This window comes from Serratia sp. HRI, assembly GCF_010119335.3.
Classification (GTDB): domain Bacteria; phylum Pseudomonadota; class Gammaproteobacteria; order Enterobacterales; family Enterobacteriaceae; genus Serratia; species Serratia nevei.
Genome location: NZ_CP083690.1, coordinates 4,402,091 through 4,421,006, shown reverse-complemented (window position 1 = coordinate 4,421,006; position 18,916 = coordinate 4,402,091). Strand labels below are relative to the sequence as shown.

Below are 18,916 nucleotides of genomic sequence, written 5' to 3'. Positions count from 1 at the left end.
TATTGACTTATGGTGACAAACCGTCAGCGTTATCGTGAAAAAGTCTCCCAGATGATCAGCTGGGGGCACTGGTTCGCCTTATTCAACATTCTGCTCGCCCTTGGGCTGGGTAGCCGCTACCTGTTTGTCACCGACTGGCCCGCTTCCCTGCTGGGCCGCGTCTATGCCCTGGTCAGCCTGCTGGGGCATTTCAGCTTTATCGTGTTCGCCGGCTATTTGCTGGTGATCTTCCCGCTCACCTTCGTGGTGATGTCGCAGCGGCTGCTGCGATTTATTTCCGCCACGCTGGCCACCGCCGGGCTCACGCTGTTGCTGGTCGACAGCGAAGTGTTCTCCCATTTCCACCTGCACCTCAATCCGGTGGTGTGGGATCTGGTGGTCAACCCGGACCAAAGCGAGCTTTCGCGCGACTGGCAGCTGATGTTTATCTGTGTGCCGGTGATCTTCCTGGTGGAGATGCTGTTCGGCACCTGGAGCTGGCAGAAGCTGCGCAGCCTGAATCGCCGCCGTTTCGGCAAGCCGCTGGCGGCGCTGTTTATCAGCGCCTTTTTCGCGTCGCACCTGATTTATATCTGGGCCGACGCCAACTTCTATCGCCCGATCACCATGCAGCGGGCCAACCTGCCGCTCTCGTACCCGATGACCGCGCGCAAGTTCCTCGAAAAACACGGCCTGCTCGACCAGCAAGAGTATGAGCGCCGCCTGGTGCAACAAGGCAACCCGGAAGCGGTGGCGGTGGAATATCCGCTCAGCGATCTCAGCTACGGCGATAAAGGCAGCGGCTATAACCTGCTGATGATCGTGGTAGACGGCATTCGCGCCAAAGACGTGGCGCAAGACATGCCGGCGCTGACGCGCTTCGCCCAGGAAAACGTGCGTTTCAGCGATCATTACAGTTCAGGCAACCATGCCGATACCGGGCTGTTCGGCCTGTTCTACGGCATTTCCCCGACCTATCTGGACAGCGTGCTCGCCGGGCGCAAGCCGTCGGCGCTGATCAATGCGCTCAGCGATCAGGGCTACCAGCTGGGGCTGTTCTCCTCCGACGGCTTCAACGCCAGCCTGTACCGTCAGGCCCTGTTGACCGACTTCTCGCTGCCGACGCCGACGCCGGCGCCGCAAAGCGACGCGCAAACCACGCAGCAATGGCAGCGCTGGCTGACGGTTCAGGGCGATAAAGAGCCGTGGTTCTCCTATATCAACTTCAGCGGCGCCGAGCCGGCCGAAGGTGCCAAAACCCCGGCGCCGGCCGACTTTATCCAGCGCTATCGTACCGGCGCGCAAGACGTGGACGCCCAGATAGCCCGGGTGCTGGACACCCTGAAACAGCGCAGCCTGCTGGACAAAACCGTGGTGGTGATCACCGCCGAGCACGGCGTCGAATTCAACGACAGCGGCAAAGGCCAATGGGGGGCCGGCAACGGCTTCAACCAGGCGCAGCTGCAGGTACCGTTGGTGATCCACTGGCCGGGCACCCCGGCCCAGACCATCAGCAAGCTGACCGGCCATAACGACGTGATGCGCACCCTGATGCAACGGTTGCTGCACGTGAAGACCGCGCCGAAAGATTATTCGCAGGGCGAAGATCTGTTCACCGCCCAGCGCCGCAACAACTGGATCGCCACCGGCGATGGCAATCAGCTGGTGATCACCACGCCGACGCAGACGCTGATGCTGGACAACAGCGGCAACTATCGCGTCTACGATCACAACGGCGATGAAATAAAAGACGAGAAACCGCAGCTTGCTCTGTTGCTGCAGGTGCTGACCGATGTAAAACGCTTTATCGCCAACTAACTGCTTAAAACTAAAGCAATCAAGTGGCGAGGCGCTTGCATTAACATCGGGAATCGGTAGTATGAATTTTCATAGCGTCGGCATGTAGCGCAGCCTGGTAGCGCACCGTCATGGGGTGTCGGGGGTCGGAGGTTCGAATCCTCTCATGCCGACCAAATTATCCCCAACGTTTTGTCTACTGAAGTCCAGACAAGACTATAAAAAACAGAATTAACAGTGGGTTGCGTAGACCCGCTGTTTTTCTGTTGTCTAGTAAAGTCTACGCTGATACAGTGAAATCCAACATTTTTAGGCATATCTTTAGGCATACAATCCATCGTGTCGTCTGAGCCATATGCCTAACCAGTGATTGGAGAATAATATGGCGCGTCAGACAAAGCCCCTTAACAACACCGAAGTCAAAAATGCCAAAGCGACTGAACGTGCCACTATCCTGTATGACGGGGATGGCTTAGAACTACTGGTGAAGCCCGGAGGCTCAAAACTCTGGCGATTCCGCTATTACAAACCTTTCACTCGCAAACGCGCAATGATTAGCTTTGGTGCTTACCCTGCTGTATCTCTCTCTGAGGCTCGTCAACTTCGTGAAGATGCCCGTCTTCTATTAAGCAAAGATATTGATCCGCAGGAACATAAAAGAACTGAACAGTTGCGGCAAAAAAGTGCCACAGAAAGCACCTTTGAAAAGGTTGCAGGAGACTGGTTTAAAACCAAAGAATCAGCGGGGCTGGCAACTCATACGTTAAACGATATCTGGCGTTCTATGAGTAAATATGTATTCCCACATATTGGCTCTATGCCCATTGCTAACATCACGGCTCAGCAGTTCATCGGAGCGTTAGAGCCAACACACGCTGCCGGAAGACTCGAAACGGTTAAACGTCTAAGCCAGCGTATCAATGAAGTGATGGATTACGCCCTCAATTCTGGGCTGGTATCTGTGAACCCCGCAGCACGAATCGGGCGAACATTCCATAAACCAAAGGTAAAGCATCGCCCTGCCCTTCCTCCAGAGCAACTCCCCCTTTTAATGAAAACTCTGGCATTTGCCAGTATCGGACGACAAACCCGCTGTCTTATCGAATGGCAATTGCTTACGATGATCCGACCAGCCGAAGCGTCAACGACTCGTTGGGATGAGATCGACTTTCACGCGAAAGAATGGCGTATCCCTGCTGGTCGCATGAAGATGAAACGTGAGCATATCGTTCCACTTTCTGAGCAAGCTTTGGCTATTCTGGAAGTGATGAAGCCCATCAGTAAGCACAGAGATTATGTTTTCCCCGGCTACCGGAATCCACTTGAACCTATGAATAGTCAGACAGCAAACATGGCGCTTAAACGGATGGGCTTCAAAGATCTGTTGGTGGCTCATGGAATGAGAGCGATTGCCTCAACAGTGCTTAACGAGAAAGGTTTTCCACCAGACGTGATTGAAGCTGCTTTAGCTCATATCGATACTAACGAAGTCAGGAGAGCCTATAACAGATCACAGTATCTGGAACAGCGTAGAGAGATGATGATCTGGTGGGGTGAGTATGTAGAAGCAGCTTCTTATGGTGGAACAAGTATGGGATCGATACCGGCCATAACACGCCTTACCCCCATGATGAAGAAGTGTTTATAAAATAATTATAATTAATTCATGCACTTACTTAAAAAAATAAATAATTTTGAATCTACTTTTAGAATACATTTCAAACGACATGCTAATGGTATTAGTTTAGAACTTAACGACTCGATTCAAACATTAAATTTCCGACTGAATCGAGTCGTGGGAATTCTTAGGCTGTTTTAGGATGCAGGTCTTTCAAATAATGGTTTCCACGGTTCTTTCCCCGCTTTGCTCTGGAAAAGAATTGGTAAACTGTTATTTGGGCAAGTTTCAGGTAATACCAATAGCAATCCTTGCTCATTGAAGCCCAGAGGTTTCTTGTAAATTTTAGTCCCAAGCTTTAAAGCTAACGCTTTAGCTCGGTGCATTTCATCTAAATCCTCCCAAAATCCAAACCCTTCTTTAGGAAAAGCGATACTTGTATTTTCGAGCATTTCCGAAACATGAATTTTATTAATTACAGAATGTTGTTTAAGAATGTTATTAACTTTTTCTTCACCCTCTTCAGTGCCAATGAGAGCGATAACTAACAAGGGAATCTTTAAATCTTTAAGATGACTTCCAATAGAATTTAATAAACCCTCTATTCCTTTTGAAAGAGTTTCACCGCTTCCAACAACATCATCCACCAACACTATAGCTTTGGGTGCCGGATTTTCTAAGTCAATAGATGTTATTTTTTTGATAAGCGAGTTTAAATCCACAATACAACTAGTCGAAATGGAATTAGTTTTAGCATACATTCGAGCATATTGCGTTCCACTTTTCCCTATACCATCACAAGAAGTTATGAGAATATCTGTTCTGCGATCGCTTCTTTTTATCATCGTAGTAATGCCAATTGTATCTCGAACAATTTTTGAATGTGCATCTTTTAAGAATGAATCTATCTCAAGAGGAGCAATAAATCTCAAATTATTTAATAGCTTGAACATTAATCTTTGTGAGAGAATATCTGGAACCTGTTCCAGCCAGGCTCTAATTCTTTCTCCATCAACTCTTTGCGAACGATATAATGGCCACTTCTCAACTAATTTTTGAATTTCAACAGAGGTAACATGAGCCTCATCTTCCGCTCTTTTTATCCCCTCTTCTAACTCATCGCCTAAAGTACTAGTAATGAGTTTATTCACACCAAATTCTTTAAGCCAATTTTCAAAGAGAGGGATGGTAAAATAAAACTCTTTGTTTTTTTCGTATATAATCTCTCTTCTTTGGAAATCAGATAGATGAGGAGCTATTTCTTGATTGAGTAGTTGAGAGCCATTAATGTTTTTTTCAATATCCTCAAGAGTTCGACTATTCTCTCGGATACATCTTCCAATAGAAACCAAAAGCCTGAGACGTTTTAATTCAATAACTTCAGTCTTTTCTCTCTCAAAATTAATCCCATCCTTCCATAGATGAGCAAAAGCATTGGTGTCTAATTCAGACAATAGAAAAACCATATCTTTCGAAACATCTGAAACAATGATCTCAGTATCTCTTTCTTTTATTGATGCATTAACTATTTTGGAACATAAGAGTTTGGTATAATAAGGGTGCCCATGAGTTAGATTGAATATGGCATTTATTGCCGCATCATCCCAGTTAATTTTTCCATCAACTGGTTTTTTAATGAGATCGATGTACTCATCCCATTCAGAGCTTCGAGAAAAATAATCAAGACTTTCCCGTGAAAATTTATTTAATTGATCACCTTGCGCTCCTATTATAAATGGCATTTTTTCGCCACCTACCAATATAAACGCCAAATTCTTCCTGGCTGCCAAGGTTCTAAGATTAGCGAAGAAAGTTTCTGCTAATGGACCAGATCGGTACATTTCTGGATGAATTTCATCAAATTCATCTAATATAATAATAAAGCGTTTTTGGGGAGATTTAGACTCTAAACTTCTCGCCATCATATTTAGATCAGCCAAGGATTCAGAGAAATCTGGGGTTTGCTGATAGGTTCCAGGAAAAAAATCGTGCAAAAAATTAAAGATATTTACGCCAAGTGACTGTAAAGTTTTCTGTGGTGAAGTTGAGCAATATTCTCCATACTCAAGATACAAACTATGAAAATCATTGTTTTCTATTTCTAAATTATTTGCAACAGCTTTTGCTAATGAAGTTTTACCTATTCTCTTCTGACCTGTAACATATGTTGAGGTCATTGGTGTTTTTAATAATTTATTAACTATATTACTTACCTTAGCTTTACGCCCAACAAACATATCTCCTTCAGCAACCTCAAGACTGTATGGTTCTAATTTCTCAAGCTCGTTCCAATCAACTTTTTCATTCTGCCCCTCAATACACATATCGTATATCTGGCTGTTTTCACTTCCAAATATTTCCTTCCAATTAATAGCCAATGTTAACTCAAGCTTCTTTGCAGGCTCGATAATATGTGCTTCTAAACAAACAGCAAACTCCCCAGGCCTGACATCTCCACACTTAATTTTCTCATTAGCAATTATGATATTTTCATCACCCCCGCAATCTATTTCTATATCAACATCGAGAGCAGTACTTGGACCTTTATTTATGAATGGAATGATTATTTTTAATTCTTTATCTTTCTGGTGAAGGGGATATCTTTTTTCTGCTGAGTTAGGTGGCTGCCTTTTTAGCTCAATAACGGCACCGCTCATTTCTGAGGAATTTTCTCTTATGCTATCCACTTCATTTTTAATTTTTGTGAGCAATGGGGTGGCATATTTTTTTGTAAAAAAAGACTTCGATTCATCGAGTAAAAAAGACAACTCAGAGACAATTCGTTCTAATTCCTCCAGACTAGTTTTATAGTCTGCGCCCTCGCTAGAAAGATGTGATTCAACAGCTTCAATTAGGGCCTCAATTTTTGAACGAATGGGTATAAAATTATAAACTTCTAAATAAGATTGATAAACCTTATGTTTTAAACATTTTAAAATCGTTTCTTTTTGTGTTAAGAACTCCTTTAAGTTATTTGGAACTTGAGCTAGAGGATTGTAATTAACACAAATTGCAGAGTGGATCTTTTTTATAAGATTGATTTTTTCATGATTTTGTTGCCTGTCAACTTTAAAAATCTTTAATATAGCTGGGGTGTAGTTTTCGCAAAGAGTTATTAGCTTTCTAATCATAATATTTTGCGTTTCATCAATCGGTATTAATCCATCAACTGATAAACAACGGATAAATATTATAGCTACCTCACTATGCCCTTGGGTCGCGAGTTCAACCTTGCCAAGAACCCGCTCAAAATTCGCTCCTGTGTATGATCCACTTATTGCACAAATGTTTTTCACGACCTCAACTAGAGCATTTCTAGCAGGCTCACATGCTGCTGAAGAATTTTCCCCTTCTGCCAGAAGTTCTATTTCACTTTCCAATTTTGCAATAAGAAAAGCCCTTTCCCCGGCCCCTAAATCACTGTTTTTTTCATCTACAAATTCATCATTAATCATTTTTAACCTTGCTTAAAGAAAGTTATAAGTTTAACAAGAAAAAATTATCTCGCCAAAATACTTAAGGAATTCAATAATTGAGCATCCAGCGTTTCAGTTGCAGGAATAGGTAATCCGTTCGCAATGCGGTAATTTTTCACAGACTGCCTCGTAGATGGTCCCATTATGCCGTCAATATTCCCATTGTAAAATCCCTTGTCCAGCAATGCGAACTGAACACGCATGATTAAGCGCTTACGCTTCTCTGTACCAGAAGTAAGCCCATTACTTGCACGGTTAGCTTCTGTAGTTCCAACTGAATTCGTAGTAGTAGAGTTAATATTGTCGTTAGAACGAAGCGAACGCACAGAGGAAGAGGACGATGAGGAACTTGTTCCTGAACTTGAAGACCCGGATGAACTTGGTGAGCTGTATGTTTTTGGATAATAAGGAGTGCTGCCACCATAGTACCCGCCGCCTGATGATGATCGGTGAGAACTATGGCTCCGATGGGAGCTATGACTGCGATGCCCTGCAATGTAGAATGGAACTTCGGTGTTAAGTGGTGCTATCACTAAATCATGTTCATTAAGAGTCATACCAGGCAAATCACTTGCTCCGGTAGATGAATCACTTGCCCATACAGAATTATTAAGTGCCAAAAATCCCGGAAGTAGAGCAGCAAAATTAAATTTTTTCATAAAATTGGTCTCGGTGGTTGATGAAAACGGCCTGTTGAGGAACTGAAATAACCAGCACAGGAAGACTTCTGAGTGCATTCATCACATTCTTTCGGATAGTAATTTTTCCAATCAGAGATCGACTGAGCAGCAAGCTCCCAAGCTCTTTCAGGAAGATGACACAAAGGATAATTAAAAATTGTTAGAGGTATGCCTGACCTGTGTGCAGTGTCTATGGCGGAGGTTATTTTCTCACTATAACTGCTGTGCTCAATGAAGATTGTTGACCAGTTCTTTCGTGCCCAACCGATAGATTCCAGCCCCATAAGGGAAATCTGATTAATGTTGGAGAACACTCGGCCAACGAACTCTACAATATCATCCAATTCTGTATAGTTAGCCAGTGTCGGAATAACTCTAAGTTCGATATTAATCCCTGAGTTTCCTGCATTGATTAACCCCTTAACCGTTTCATTAAATGCGCCATCACTCCCTACCAGATGATCATGCACAAGTGGTCTTGATGAGTAGAGCGGGATACCAAAGGTGATTTTGATCTTTTTGCTTCGCTTTGCCATTTCCTGAGTAAAGTTGATATCAGCAAATTTGCGTCCGTTTGTTAAAACATGCAAAGCAGTATCTGGTGAATTCTCGATGATAAAATCAATGAAGTGAAGGAAATCATCTCCATACAGCAAAGGTTCTCCACCACTGACCCCAACAACTCCATCCAAACCAAATGAAGCTATAGCAAGAGCTGATTGGGTAAGTAGCCAGTCATCATTTGATTTCTTTGGTGGCTGCGAACAAAACAGACACAAGTTATTGCAGCGTTCCGTTACTAAGACAGTATTATGATTGGCTCTGCGGGACAGAATTACGCGTATCATATTGCCATTGTTGATTATCCCAATATCTCCATCTTCAATTGACTCATATAATTCAGTGCTAATAACAGAGAAATCAAAGCATGGTTGAATGGCATCATTATTGCCTTCAGCAACTACCAGTAAATTGGGCAAAAAGAATAAAGGGTTCATTGGTTTTTGTTTGCATAACCGATAGAACCCCGTGGGCACATTCTTTTTTGAAGCAAAATGAAAGATATCGTTCCTAATAACCTCAGACATATGCCCATCCTTTTAGCATCTCAGCCTTCGGACCACCTTCTGAGATGCAGTTCATCAGATACCTGAACATCCCCTTGTGATACTGACAAAACGTTGAACGACTCCTATCACCAACAGGCTCACCCTGTACACTTATGTTCTGGCATGGATCTGCACCGCAAAATGGTTGATATGCACATGTATCACAACCTGGCAGAGCAAAATTGAACGATGAACTCAACACTGCGTTATAGTAAGGACTCTTAGAAAATGATAGCGTTTTAACCTCACCCGCACTGAACTCCGTTTCCGGGTTCACCTTCTGCAACATACGGCTCTCATCGCTACCATATACTCGACCGTCATAATTGAAAAGAATACTGTTAAGCACGACCCCGCTTGGCGACTTTAAATCCGCATAACCACTAAAGCCGGGATTGAAGATCCTTTTCAGATGAATGGAGGCCGAATGTTCAACAACCCTTATCCCTTCTTTGTTGATCTTAAGAATTTCATCTATCAAAGAGGAATAGAAACTGAAGTATTCGTCCATAGAAAAGGTGAACGATGCTTTTTGTGCAAACCCATAGGGACTAACAGGTCGGATAAACATGTCCTTGAGGCCAAGAGATAAGTGAGCCTGGACAATCGATTCAGGGTGCCTGATAAGATCTTTAGTAACTGTAGTAACCGTTGCAACGCGACCAGCGCCTAAAGACCGTTTGATAGCCTCTACCCCTGACACTGTTCTACTGTACGCAAGCCCATGACCAAGAATTCGATTACTGTTGTGAACAACTTCCTCACCATCAAGCGAAACAGAGAACGTTATGTTCCTGTCTCTCGACCATTCAAGCATATCCTCATTAAAGACAGACAGGCTTGATGCTATCACCATCTCAAAATCGGTGCTTCCCAGCGTTTCAGTACATTGCTCATAGATAGACTGAATTAAATCGAACCGCAAGAGTGGCTCTCCACCCTGTATCTCTATCTTGTAAGGTGGTGTCGATAGTTTTTTAATAGTCGAAATGATATCAGGGATGAGATCGGGATCTAGATCATAACCAGAGGCGTTCACTGAAGCTCTACTGACCTGACAATACTTGCAGGTATGGTCGCAACGTAATGTGGGCACAATCATGAAAATTGGCCTGATCGCCAGTTCATTCATCAATCGTTTTGCAAAAGCAGAACTTAAAGCATAGGGAGCAATAGCTGATGAGCTTTCGTTGGTTATGAACAGCTTGCTTTCAAGTGCGTTTGATTGTTCCGCATTGATTTGCTCATCAGAAAGATCAAGCAGCTCTTGCTCATCAATGAAGTGATGAAAACCAGCGAGATTGCTTATAAACACCTGTCCATTAGGCAATCTGTCAAAATTGAATGGCATCAATTCCATTACGAAAGCCTTTCATCGACACTGCGAAGCACTTTATGGACAATAGAATCTCTCAACGCCCCTGTTTTATGCTGTAGTTTTTCTCGCAAAGTGTAATCATTCAGCAGCCTCTCGAATTCATAGAGGCATTCGGGACTATCGTTTTCAAAAGAGATTGTCCAGGAGGATATATCTTCACAAAGCTTCCATTGAGTAAGAGAAGTCATCCAATACAGGCTATTGCGTATAACCCATTCAGAATAAACATCTTTTTTAAACATCCTTTCGCACATTGCCATTACCTCACAAAACTAATAATCACAATCAGCAACCGCTTTAAAGCGGATTTTTCCTATAGAAATGAGGATACACCATTTAATTAATATGTTACAGGATGTTAGCATCTGAATGGCAACTGCTTACCATGACTCGTCCAGCAGAAGCTTGAATGACTGGCTGGGATGAGATAGATAAAGAGGCAAAGGAATGGCGTCTCCCGACTTGCCGTATGAAGATGAAGCGTGAGTACGTCGTTCTGCTTTCTGAACAGGCTCTGGTGATTCTGGAAAGAATGAACCCCATCACTAAGCACAGAGAATACGTTTTTCCTCCTGGCTATCGTAATCCACTTGAACCGATTAACAGTTAGACAGCAAATATGGCGTTAAAACGTATGGGCTTCAAAGATCTGCTGGTAGCTCATGGCATGAGATCTATTGCCTCAACGGTTCTGAATGAGAAAGGCTTTCCACCTGACGTGATTGAAGCTGCGTTAGCACATATCGATACTAACGAAGTCAGAAGAGCCTACAACAGACCACAGTATCTGGAACAGCGTAGGGATATGATGAGCTGGTGGGGTGAACATGTAGAAGCGGCTTCTTTTGGGAGGACGAGTATGGGAGCAATTTCTGCCAAGGCACAGCTTAAATCAGAAACTACAAGCTAATGATGCAGCAGTACCATTTTTCAGTAATTAAACTTTTGAAATTTAGGAACAAAGTCTTTACTGAGTAGGTCATAGTTTACTGATGGGATACTTTTTTATGAATGCGAATGCGATAATAGATTATGCTCTCGTTTCCAGCCTAGTCTCTTACTAGAACCGCTTCCGTTTTCGATGAAAACTTCGGCTTTTGCCAATATTGGGCGGCAAACTCGTTATCTTAGGAATGCTCGGCTTGCCGTATGAAGAGGAAGCGTGAGCACGTCGTTCTGCTTTCTGAACAGGCTCTGGCAATTTTGGAAGTGATGAAGCCCATCACTAAGCACAGGGAATACGTTTTTCCAAGCTATCGCGATCCACTTGAAACAATGAACAGTCAGACAGCGAATAGGCGTTAAAACGTATGAGCTTCAAAGATCTTCTTGTCGCTCATGGTATGAGATCTATTGCCTCAACGGTTCCGAATGAGAAAGGCTTTCCACCTGTCGTGATGGAAGCTGCGTTAGCACATATCGGCACTAACGAAGTCAGAAGAGTCTACAACAGATCACAGTATCTGGAACAACGTAGAGAGATGATGAACTGGTGGTGTGAGCATGTGGAAGCGGCTTCTTTTGGGGCAACGAGTATTACTTCTGTGGCTGGATAAATTAATGGAAAATACTGTACTGAATTATAGCAATACGTATCTTTGGAGATAATGTGAAGAAATCAGATATTAGTATAATTTTCGATGAAAATATTCCCGCTGAATTTTTCAAAGATTTTGAAAACGATGTAGAAGTACAAGGTTTAAATCTAGTTATTGAGTCCAGAGAACCAACAGGTCCAATGGCCTGTGCTGAGTGGTTCATACTTCCAGTTGTTTTTGCATTCATCGCTAAAAGCTACTTTGATGGCTTCCTGAAAGAAATGGGGAAAGATCACTACCAATCCATGAAGGAAAGCCTATCAAACTTAACAACAAAAGTAATGAAGACCCCTAGGTTTGAGCCAACACTATTTAGTACCAAGGGGAAAATCAGTAGTCGCAGTCCATTTTCTCTTGCATTCTCAATTCTGGCAGAAGCAGAAGATGGTTATACATTCAAACTACTAATACCTAAAGCAACAAATGAAGCTGATTATGGTTTAATCGCTAATAGATTTATGGATTTTCTTTCTGACTATCATTCAGGGATTGCAACCTTGGAATCCATAGGATATATATCTGAAGGATACAAACCCCCTCTGGAATAATATTCGTACATTACAACGCTGATAATAAATCTATCGAATGGTTGAATGAAAAGGATTATCGTTAAAAACCTATCATTTAATATATAGAATATAAAATGGAGTAATATAAAAGATATTACCGTCGAAAAGAGCTAAAAGGACTTATTACGAAATTTATCTGGTGGATTCCATTACCACCAGATAAAAAAGTTGAAAATCAAACCTTAGAAACACTAACAACCTCAAGACATTCTTCTGGGTTGCTCAAAAAAACCTCATTGTCATTATTTATATCCTTAATAAAAAAGACACCATCTAACAGCGCACTGCATTTATTTAATGCAGCAATCAAGTCATTATTTATCTGCTCATGGTTTGGATACGAAGTGTAGAAACTAGAGAACTTCATAATATGGCCACCAGTAAATTGAACCATATCTAATGCTTTTCCTGTTTTAAATTCATAAAGATAAAAAGAGGATGATTCTTTTGAAACAAATTCACCTCCGAAACCTTTATATGCAAGTGCTGATTTTGAATTAAAAGAATACCAGTATCCATTTGGAAATATTGGTTCTTCTAATAATACCAGCCTATACAATAGCATTCCTCTTGGGAGTTTATATAACGGTAAATTAGACAGATAATTAGTGTAGTTATCTATGATTAAATTTCGCTGCATAGTTAATTCTCTATCATAAAAGCTCACATATTAGACAATTAACCATAAAACCGCAACAACTTTATATTCTTTTAATAGCTCCTGTCGGTCTGAACGAACAACGAAAACAATTCTGACACATCGTATTTGATAGTATTTCTCTCTGGTGTTTTATCTTTATTTCCCTTAGCTTACATTCCAAATCTAAAATAGAAAATGGAATTGATACCCCACCGTTAATTATATGATATTTTTTATTCTCAATACATAATTTATCATTCCTCTTTGGGAAGAGCTTTCTTTCAGCCTCTCCGAATCCTTCATGTGTAGATAAATAAAAGATAACAGACATATAATCCTTAAAATCAAGACGATCAATCTCTTTAGAAACGTCTCCTTGGAGATTTATTTTATTTACAAATTTTATTATTTCTTTCTCATCCATACGCACCCCAGAACTATTTTAAATTACAAATATATCTTTTAAAAGAAAAAACGAATTTGTCAACTTAAGCAAGGGCTAACTCTACGAAGCGCTACGCTGCTTCTTCGAGTTCTCCCTTGTTTTTTCGCCCTTTGGTTGAAAAAAATTAAAAGCAAAATCAACACACTGCATTGACATTATTAGTTCCTATCATATAAATAAATTAAGCATAAGGAATATGCTTTTATTTAATTATATGAAAAGGAGTTAATATGGTCGCAAGTAATACTTTTAATAAGATCGTTGTGAGTAAGCATTCTCATAATGGAAGCGTTAACGAAGCGAAGTTCTCGCACAACAAGATTCGTTCTCATTGCGTCAGTGTCAGATTAAATGATGAAGAGCTAACGCTTCTCAATGAGAGACGTGGCCGTCATCGTAAAGGCGAATGGCTTCGTATGGCGTTTCTGCATAACCTCCCCTTTGTTATTCCATCGATTAATCTCGAAGCATGGAAATCGCTGAGCGAAATTTCACAGAAGCTGAACAAGCTTGTCGCTCATCTGGATAATAAAAGCCAGGGTAGCTCTCTGACGCACACAGAACTATTCGCAGTGAAGCGCCAGATATCTGAGCTTCGCATGAAGCTGATCACAGCCGACCTATGGAGATCACCTTCTGATGAAGGGAATGCAAAAAATCAGCAGGGGTAAAAACTTCTCTGGTGTCGTTCTCTACGCATTAAAGCCAGGCTCTCAGCATAAATGCACACCTTATGTCATTGGTGGGAATATGGATGGAAGTGATGCTGGAGATCTAATAGCTGAATTTGATGCTACAAAAAAGCTTCGCCCGGATGTTGCTAAACCCGTCTGGCACAATTCGCTTCGCTTGCCGAAAAACGAAGCGCTGACAGATGCTCAGTGGTCAGGGATTGCTGATGATTACATGTCCCGAATGGGCTTCTCTGAAACGCACCTCAGATGCTATGTCCTTCATGATGATGCGGCCGGCCAGCACATCCACATTATTGCCAGTCGTATAGATCTATCCAATAGAAGCCTTTACTTGGGCAAAAATGAAAACCTCATCAGCACCCGTATCATCCAACAGTTAGAAATAGATCACCAACTGACCAAAACCAAAGGGCCAGAATTGGTAGCATCACCATCTCCAGCTTCGCTATCCAGAAAATCCCTGCCCCAAAAACCGATAATCGCAATACCGAAGCCTAAAAAGCTATCGCGTAACGAAGCGATGATGGAGAAGTATAAAGGAGAGCTATCACCCAAATCGGTTATCCAGGAAGCTCTGAAAGCATTACTTGTCGATAAACCATCCACCACTGATTTCGTGATGCAGCTTGCCGCCAACAATATCAAAGCGCTTCCGAATATTGCCTCAACAGGGAAAGTGAATGGGTTTTCATTCGAATATCAGGGGATCGCTTTCAAAGCTTCGCAGTTAGGTAAAGGTTATTCCTGGTCTGCCTTACAAAACAGGCTAGATTACCAGCCGGAACGCGACAATGCTTTCCTGTTTGCATTGAAAATGCCCTCAGTCAGTAAGGCATCGGTTAGCGAAGCGCCTGATAGTGCCATAGCAACACATCCCCATGAAATCACAACAGAAGACTTTAACAGTCCTGTCGAATCGCTTATCCTCGATAAACGAGCTGCTGGTCAGGACGAATACACTAACGCTTCTGTAAAGCAGTTTCACTTAGAAGATGGTGCTGGTGCTAAAGAATCGTTAAAAGAAGCCCCCGACCGAAGCTATGCAGTTTCAGCCTTCAGGTGGTTGGAATACATCCCCTACCTCGATGTAATTTATCGTATGTTGAAAAACCTCAAAATACCAACCCTTAAACGCCCTCGAAAACACAAAACCATCACTGGCGTGAGAGTGGTAGAGATTATGCCTATCCCCCAAAAAAATCTCATCGAATCAGCACCTCATTCCAGAAGAACATCGCTTTCGATGTAAGGCTGGCAAACCTTTTTTGATAAATATAGCCCAACATATTGATCGTTTATACCGATCGATAACCTAGTGTTGATAGCCTATATCTATCATTAATTCATAATCGATCGGTACAAGTGATTTGCGTTTCTTACGAACTAAGTCAAAATGTCAATTTACATGCAATCATCTAACGATATGATTTAACTAGTCTATTTACTTATTCATTAGCTCAAAAGCAGGGTTTGAAATGGCAACTACCATCTCAACTGTAAGCCTGGACGGTTTCATACATCACCGAATATGACTTCATTTTGAACACTAAGGAACTTGTATGAGCATCTCCGCTATGAAAAGCAGGAAGAAAGAAGCTGAAGCTGGTCTTTCTGATGATCCTCGGCAAACGGAAATCACGACACCCAATTTTGTGCTGTTTGGTGAAACTTTCACATTTATTGAGACTTTCTCTGCCACTGTCATCAACTCCGATCCAGGCAACGGTCATATCTGGGTAAAAACCAACACAGGGGATGAGAAGCAGATTTCTGACTATGGTATCCCTTTCAGAAGTTCACACACTATCCATAAATACGAACTTCGCCAATATAGTGAGAATGGTTCGTATGATGCATATAAAGATGCGCTTATCGTTAATAAGAAAACGGGTGAACACGAGGTAAACTTAAAAAGAAAAACCATTATTATCCCCGCTTTTCTGACAATGCTATTTCATACTGCCTCCACAGCATCGTATTACAGAGCAATGCCTGTTCCAAAGTTTCTCACCGTTATTTTCATTTTACTTTGTGCTGCTGCACTTATTTCATTTCTCACACTACCCTGGGGATTTAAAGACGGCTACATGTGGAGCGACCACAAATACATGTGGTTTACATATCTTTTCTCAAGAGTTGGAAGTTTTATTTGTATCAATTTGATGAAAAGACGAAGCCAGAAATTTGAAAATGAACTTAGAAATCTTATTGAGTCAGTAAAGCGCTAAAATTTAAAAATAAAAAAAGGAAAGTGTGGTATGAAAAAAATCATAATCGTAGGATTCGTTTTTCTGACCTTGGCAGGTTGTTCTTCAGTAGGCAACCAGTCATTGAAAAATGAGACGCAGGAAAGTGTGAAAACTAAAATTGTTAAAGGCAAAACTACAAAACAGGACGTGTTAGCATCGTTCGGTGAACCTGACAGCCGTTCTTTGATCGATGGTGAAGAACAATGGTCATACACTATGTATAACAGCCAGTCCAAAGCAACCTCTTTCATCCCCGTTGTAGGACTGCTTGCAGCTGGCGCAGACTCACAAACTAAATCTCTGACAGTTTCTTTCAAAGGCGAAAAAGTCAGCACATACATCTTTAATGCTGGAACAAGCAACGTGAAGACTGGCATTTTTTAGATAAAAGACAAAACCAGCATCAAGGGAAAATTTAGCCCGCAGTTGAAACCTACGGGCTTTTTACAGAAACATAAATCACTTTTTAAAGAAAGTGATTATCTTTTTCAGCCTCCCCCAAACTTTACTATTCATTTCTACAGTCTCAGTATTTTCCTTTAAAGAGGATTTCATTGGCTCTGGCTCTGGCTCTGGCTCTGGCTCTGGCTCTGGCTCTGGCTCTGGCTCTGGCTCTGGCTCTGGCTCTGGCTCTGGCTCTGGCTCTGGCTCTGGCTCTGGCTCTGGCTCTGGCTCTGGCTCTGGCTCTGGCTCTGGCTCTGGCTCTGGCTCTGGCTCTGGCTCTGGCTCTGGCTCTGGCTCTGGCTCTGGCTCTGGCTCTGGCTCTGGCTCTGGCTCTGGCTCTGGCTCTGGCTCTGGCTCTGGCTCTGGCTCTGGCAAAGGAGAACTAAAATCTAATGAAGTTTCAATATTATATTCATGATTTTTATGGTCTATATCAGATAATGAAATGGGTTGTTCATTCAATGATGATACAGACAGATCATTTTCAATGTAATAATTACTATCATTATATGAGCTTTCAAATTTACCCAAGAAAGCCACATATACTAATTTAAAGTGGTTTGTCTTAAATAGAAACTTATTATTTTCATCCGGCATCCCAAAAAAGAAAACCGTCAGGTATTTTTTAGCATTCCTTTTATCTTTAAGTCCCTTATAATACCTATCAGCTTCCTTCCTTTGCTTTTCATATTCTTTCCAAAACACATCCTTCTGACTTTTATTCCAGTCAGAAACATCAATTTCAAGCGTAAATGGTTTTTGGGTCTTCTTATCCCTTGCGAGGAAAGTTATACAATGTTTATCTGAATCTTCATGCAGACGAATATTAGACTGGACTACACCATAATAAATTGCAGGTTTGTAATAACGTATGTTGTTTTTGTAAAAAATAAGTTGAAACGTATCTTTATAAGATCGCGTGCCATATGGAGGGATTGATAGCTGTTCATTATGATTGCTATTATTTATGTAATAGTCAACGACTGGCTTAATACTTGATGAAGATACAGGATGTTCATTAGCTTTTTTTTCATCCTTGTGATTTTCATTTTTACTACTTCTGGCATTTTTAACACCACCTCTTGGCTTCACATCAATTTTTAAAAGTGATATAACCGGAGCAGGTGGCGAATTATGTTTTCTTTCGTCATTTGAAGTATGATTGTTTTTATATCTTGGATCATGAATACCACATCCATCCTTATGTTTATCACCATATCTAAAATATGATTGATTAACATGTTTCATAGTAAAACTACAAGGTGTGGCTTTAATTTTACAAGGCTCGTATGGGCATTCAAAACTCGTTGTCTTAATGTAAAAATCATCCATTCCACGGAGATCATTTCCATGAATGATTTCATCAGTCGAACTATCCTTCGCAATCGTCATATCTTAACCCTATGAAAACCTATGTCCTTCTAAGGATTCTAGCTTTTTCTTATTGACGATCCAATCAAAAAATTGTACTCCAACTTACCAAAATACACTATCAAGCAGAAGTTATTAACTTAAGAGGTATAATTAGTATTTTTCAAAGAAATTAAATGTTTGACAGAACGATGCTGAATAATATCGCTAACCTTAATAAGGTCAGGGAGTTGTTATACACAACTCCCCTCTATTATCGTTTGTTAAAGGTTCTGGGTATGTATGCATGGTAACAGTAAAAGCATCTTAGAGGATGCTTTTAAGCATTAATTAGATTCATGGAATTATAGATTTACGAATCTAATATTAAAATTTAGACTATAGATTAAGTAAGTTCAATGAAAATCATACAAACACTACAACCCATATCTTTTCCTTTTATCCTTTTTCGATAATTCTCTTTTTAGAGTTGAAGCCTCATATTTCCTTTTCTCATTAGCATAGACTTTCTCTGTTCGGCTACCATTACTGACTATAAAGTTAATCAATGAAGAACATACATGCTTCATACGCTCTTTGTTGATCAAATTATCATCCAGTTTATTTATATGACTATAATATGAAAGTAGCAGAAAGGTTAAAACGACCTCCCTGTTTGAAAAAGTTAGCTTTTCTATTTCAGGCTGGTATTTAATGTAAAACCCGGCACAAAACAGATATGATTGCTCTATAATTTCCTGTTCTTCAAAGCCTGATTCCGTAAGTTTATCAACGAATCGATCAAGCAGAAGAAGATACCTTTCCATGAGATTAATATTTATTTTTTTCATAATATGCATCCTTGCAATTTATTTTTGTCTTCCTGACA

Annotated in this window: 16 protein-coding genes, 1 tRNA gene and 2 pseudogenes; 10 read left to right on the top strand and 9 right to left on the bottom strand. The window is 41.3% G+C overall.

Annotation, left to right across the window (positions count from 1 at the left end; all coding sequences use genetic code 11):
* The first annotated feature begins 9 nt into the window (after positions 1-9).
* The 3 genes from yejM to GF111_RS21165 all read left to right on the top strand — a co-directional run bounded on the left by yejM (position 10) and on the right by GF111_RS21165 (position 3,424).
* Positions 10-1,797, top strand: coding sequence for an LPS biosynthesis-modulating metalloenzyme YejM (yejM, locus tag GF111_RS21175; protein ID WP_147190407.1), 1,788 nt, complete (start codon positions 10-12; stop codon positions 1,795-1,797).
* 78 nt (positions 1,798-1,875) lie between these two features.
* Positions 1,876-1,952: transfer RNA gene (locus GF111_RS21170), tRNA-Pro, on the top strand.
* A gap of 206 nt (positions 1,953-2,158) precedes the next feature.
* Positions 2,159-3,424 carry an integrase domain-containing protein gene (locus GF111_RS21165; RefSeq protein WP_047730231.1) on the top strand — a complete coding sequence of 422 codons (1,266 nt, stop codon included), beginning with the start codon at positions 2,159-2,161 and terminating at the stop codon, positions 3,422-3,424.
* Positions 3,425-3,591: 167 nt separating this feature from the next.
* On the opposite strand, the gene GF111_RS21160 is transcribed toward GF111_RS21165, so the two are convergent.
* From GF111_RS21160 to hxsD, 5 genes are read right to left on the bottom strand one after another with little or no spacing between them, the layout of a single operon-like run.
* Positions 3,592-6,849, bottom strand: coding sequence for an AAA family ATPase (locus GF111_RS21160; protein WP_080346909.1), 3,258 nt, complete (start codon positions 6,847-6,849; stop codon positions 3,592-3,594).
* A 44-nt stretch (positions 6,850-6,893) separates the two neighbouring features.
* The gene (gene hxsA / locus GF111_RS21155; protein WP_071845382.1) at positions 6,894-7,529 is read right to left on the bottom strand and encodes a His-Xaa-Ser repeat protein HxsA; all 636 of its coding nucleotides are present in this window, start codon (positions 7,527-7,529) and stop codon (positions 6,894-6,896) included.
* Positions 7,526-8,638, bottom strand: coding sequence for a His-Xaa-Ser system radical SAM maturase HxsC (gene hxsC / locus GF111_RS21150; RefSeq protein WP_071845381.1), 1,113 nt, complete (start codon positions 8,636-8,638; stop codon positions 7,526-7,528). The genes hxsA and hxsC overlap by 4 nt, the downstream gene beginning before the upstream one ends.
* Complete coding sequence (gene hxsB, locus GF111_RS21145; protein ID WP_047730229.1) at positions 8,631-10,019, bottom strand: His-Xaa-Ser system radical SAM maturase HxsB; 1,389 nt, start codon at positions 10,017-10,019, stop codon at positions 8,631-8,633. Before hxsB ends, hxsC begins: the two co-directional genes overlap by 8 nt.
* Positions 10,019-10,291 carry a His-Xaa-Ser system protein HxsD gene (gene hxsD, locus GF111_RS21140; protein ID WP_023302415.1) on the bottom strand — a complete coding sequence of 91 codons (273 nt, stop codon included), beginning with the start codon at positions 10,289-10,291 and terminating at the stop codon, positions 10,019-10,021. Before hxsD ends, hxsB begins: the two co-directional genes overlap by 1 nt.
* A gap of 113 nt (positions 10,292-10,404) precedes the next feature.
* On the opposite strand from hxsD, the pseudogene GF111_RS21135 reads away from it, so the two are divergent.
* The 3 genes and pseudogenes from GF111_RS21135 to GF111_RS21125 all read left to right on the top strand — a co-directional run.
* Positions 10,405-10,947: pseudogene (locus GF111_RS21135) on the top strand (tyrosine-type recombinase/integrase); the annotation flags it as partial.
* A 236-nt stretch (positions 10,948-11,183) separates the two neighbouring features.
* Positions 11,184-11,593, top strand: a pseudogene (locus GF111_RS21130) (tyrosine-type recombinase/integrase); the annotation flags it as partial.
* A 53-nt stretch (positions 11,594-11,646) separates the two neighbouring features.
* Positions 11,647-12,183: a hypothetical protein gene (locus GF111_RS21125; protein ID WP_154235534.1), complete on the top strand. Its 537-nt coding sequence runs from the start codon at positions 11,647-11,649 to the stop codon at positions 12,181-12,183.
* A gap of 196 nt (positions 12,184-12,379) precedes the next feature.
* Here GF111_RS21125 and GF111_RS21120 read toward each other — a convergent pair whose 3' ends face one another.
* Positions 12,380-12,844 carry a hypothetical protein gene (locus GF111_RS21120; protein WP_140440698.1) on the bottom strand — a complete coding sequence of 155 codons (465 nt, stop codon included), beginning with the start codon at positions 12,842-12,844 and terminating at the stop codon, positions 12,380-12,382.
* Between the two features lie 61 nt (positions 12,845-12,905).
* Positions 12,906-13,268 carry a hypothetical protein gene (locus GF111_RS21115; RefSeq protein WP_063863018.1) on the bottom strand — a complete coding sequence of 121 codons (363 nt, stop codon included), beginning with the start codon at positions 13,266-13,268 and terminating at the stop codon, positions 12,906-12,908.
* Positions 13,269-13,519: 251 nt separating this feature from the next.
* Between GF111_RS21115 and GF111_RS21110 the strand changes: the two genes are divergently transcribed.
* From GF111_RS21110 to bamE, 4 genes are all read left to right on the top strand, one after another.
* Positions 13,520-13,960 carry a hypothetical protein gene (locus tag GF111_RS21110; RefSeq protein ID WP_047730227.1) on the top strand — a complete coding sequence of 147 codons (441 nt, stop codon included), beginning with the start codon at positions 13,520-13,522 and terminating at the stop codon, positions 13,958-13,960.
* On the top strand, positions 13,929-15,233 hold the full coding sequence (locus GF111_RS21105) for a relaxase/mobilization nuclease domain-containing protein (protein WP_047730226.1): 1,305 nt from the start codon (positions 13,929-13,931) through the stop codon (positions 15,231-15,233). Before GF111_RS21110 ends, GF111_RS21105 begins: the two co-directional genes overlap by 32 nt.
* 310 nt (positions 15,234-15,543) lie before the next feature.
* Positions 15,544-16,212 carry a hypothetical protein gene (locus tag GF111_RS21100; RefSeq protein ID WP_047730225.1) on the top strand — a complete coding sequence of 223 codons (669 nt, stop codon included), beginning with the start codon at positions 15,544-15,546 and terminating at the stop codon, positions 16,210-16,212.
* Positions 16,213-16,314: 102 nt separating this feature from the next.
* Positions 16,315-16,617 carry an outer membrane protein assembly factor BamE gene (gene bamE, locus GF111_RS21095; RefSeq protein WP_154235557.1) on the top strand — a complete coding sequence of 101 codons (303 nt, stop codon included), beginning with the start codon at positions 16,315-16,317 and terminating at the stop codon, positions 16,615-16,617.
* Between the two features lie 75 nt (positions 16,618-16,692).
* Here bamE and GF111_RS21090 read toward each other — a convergent pair whose 3' ends face one another.
* Entirely contained in the window at positions 16,693-18,069 is a 1,377-nt protein-coding gene (locus tag GF111_RS21090) for a hypothetical protein (protein ID WP_154724287.1), read from the bottom strand.
* A gap of 395 nt (positions 18,070-18,464) precedes the next feature.
* Positions 18,465-18,878, bottom strand: coding sequence for a hypothetical protein (locus GF111_RS21085; RefSeq protein ID WP_047730224.1), 414 nt, complete (start codon positions 18,876-18,878; stop codon positions 18,465-18,467).
* Positions 18,879-18,916 lie beyond the last annotated feature (38 nt).

Bases quoted from the DNA above. Each gene is read 5' to 3' on its own strand.
- yejM (WP_147190407.1), top strand. From the start codon at position 10: ATGGTGACAAACCGTCAGCGTTATCGTGAAAAAGTCTCCCAGATGATC.
- GF111_RS21165 (WP_047730231.1), top strand. From the start codon at position 2,159: ATGGCGCGTCAGACAAAGCCCCTTAACAACACCGAAGTCAAAAATGCC.
- GF111_RS21160 (WP_080346909.1), bottom strand. From the start codon at position 6,849: ATGATTAATGATGAATTTGTAGATGAAAAAAACAGTGATTTAGGGGCC.
- hxsA (WP_071845382.1), bottom strand. From the start codon at position 7,529: ATGAAAAAATTTAATTTTGCTGCTCTACTTCCGGGATTTTTGGCACTT.
- hxsC (WP_071845381.1), bottom strand. From the start codon at position 8,638: ATGTCTGAGGTTATTAGGAACGATATCTTTCATTTTGCTTCAAAAAAG.
- hxsB (WP_047730229.1), bottom strand. From the start codon at position 10,019: ATGGAATTGATGCCATTCAATTTTGACAGATTGCCTAATGGACAGGTG.
- hxsD (WP_023302415.1), bottom strand. From the start codon at position 10,291: ATGTGCGAAAGGATGTTTAAAAAAGATGTTTATTCTGAATGGGTTATA.
- GF111_RS21120 (WP_140440698.1), bottom strand. From the start codon at position 12,844: ATGCAGCGAAATTTAATCATAGATAACTACACTAATTATCTGTCTAAT.
- GF111_RS21115 (WP_063863018.1), bottom strand. From the start codon at position 13,268: ATGGATGAGAAAGAAATAATAAAATTTGTAAATAAAATAAATCTCCAA.
- GF111_RS21110 (WP_047730227.1), top strand. From the start codon at position 13,520: ATGGTCGCAAGTAATACTTTTAATAAGATCGTTGTGAGTAAGCATTCT.
- GF111_RS21105 (WP_047730226.1), top strand. From the start codon at position 13,929: ATGAAGGGAATGCAAAAAATCAGCAGGGGTAAAAACTTCTCTGGTGTC.
- GF111_RS21100 (WP_047730225.1), top strand. From the start codon at position 15,544: ATGAGCATCTCCGCTATGAAAAGCAGGAAGAAAGAAGCTGAAGCTGGT.
- GF111_RS21090 (WP_154724287.1), bottom strand. From the start codon at position 18,069: ATGACGATTGCGAAGGATAGTTCGACTGATGAAATCATTCATGGAAAT.
- GF111_RS21085 (WP_047730224.1), bottom strand. From the start codon at position 18,878: ATGAAAAAAATAAATATTAATCTCATGGAAAGGTATCTTCTTCTGCTT.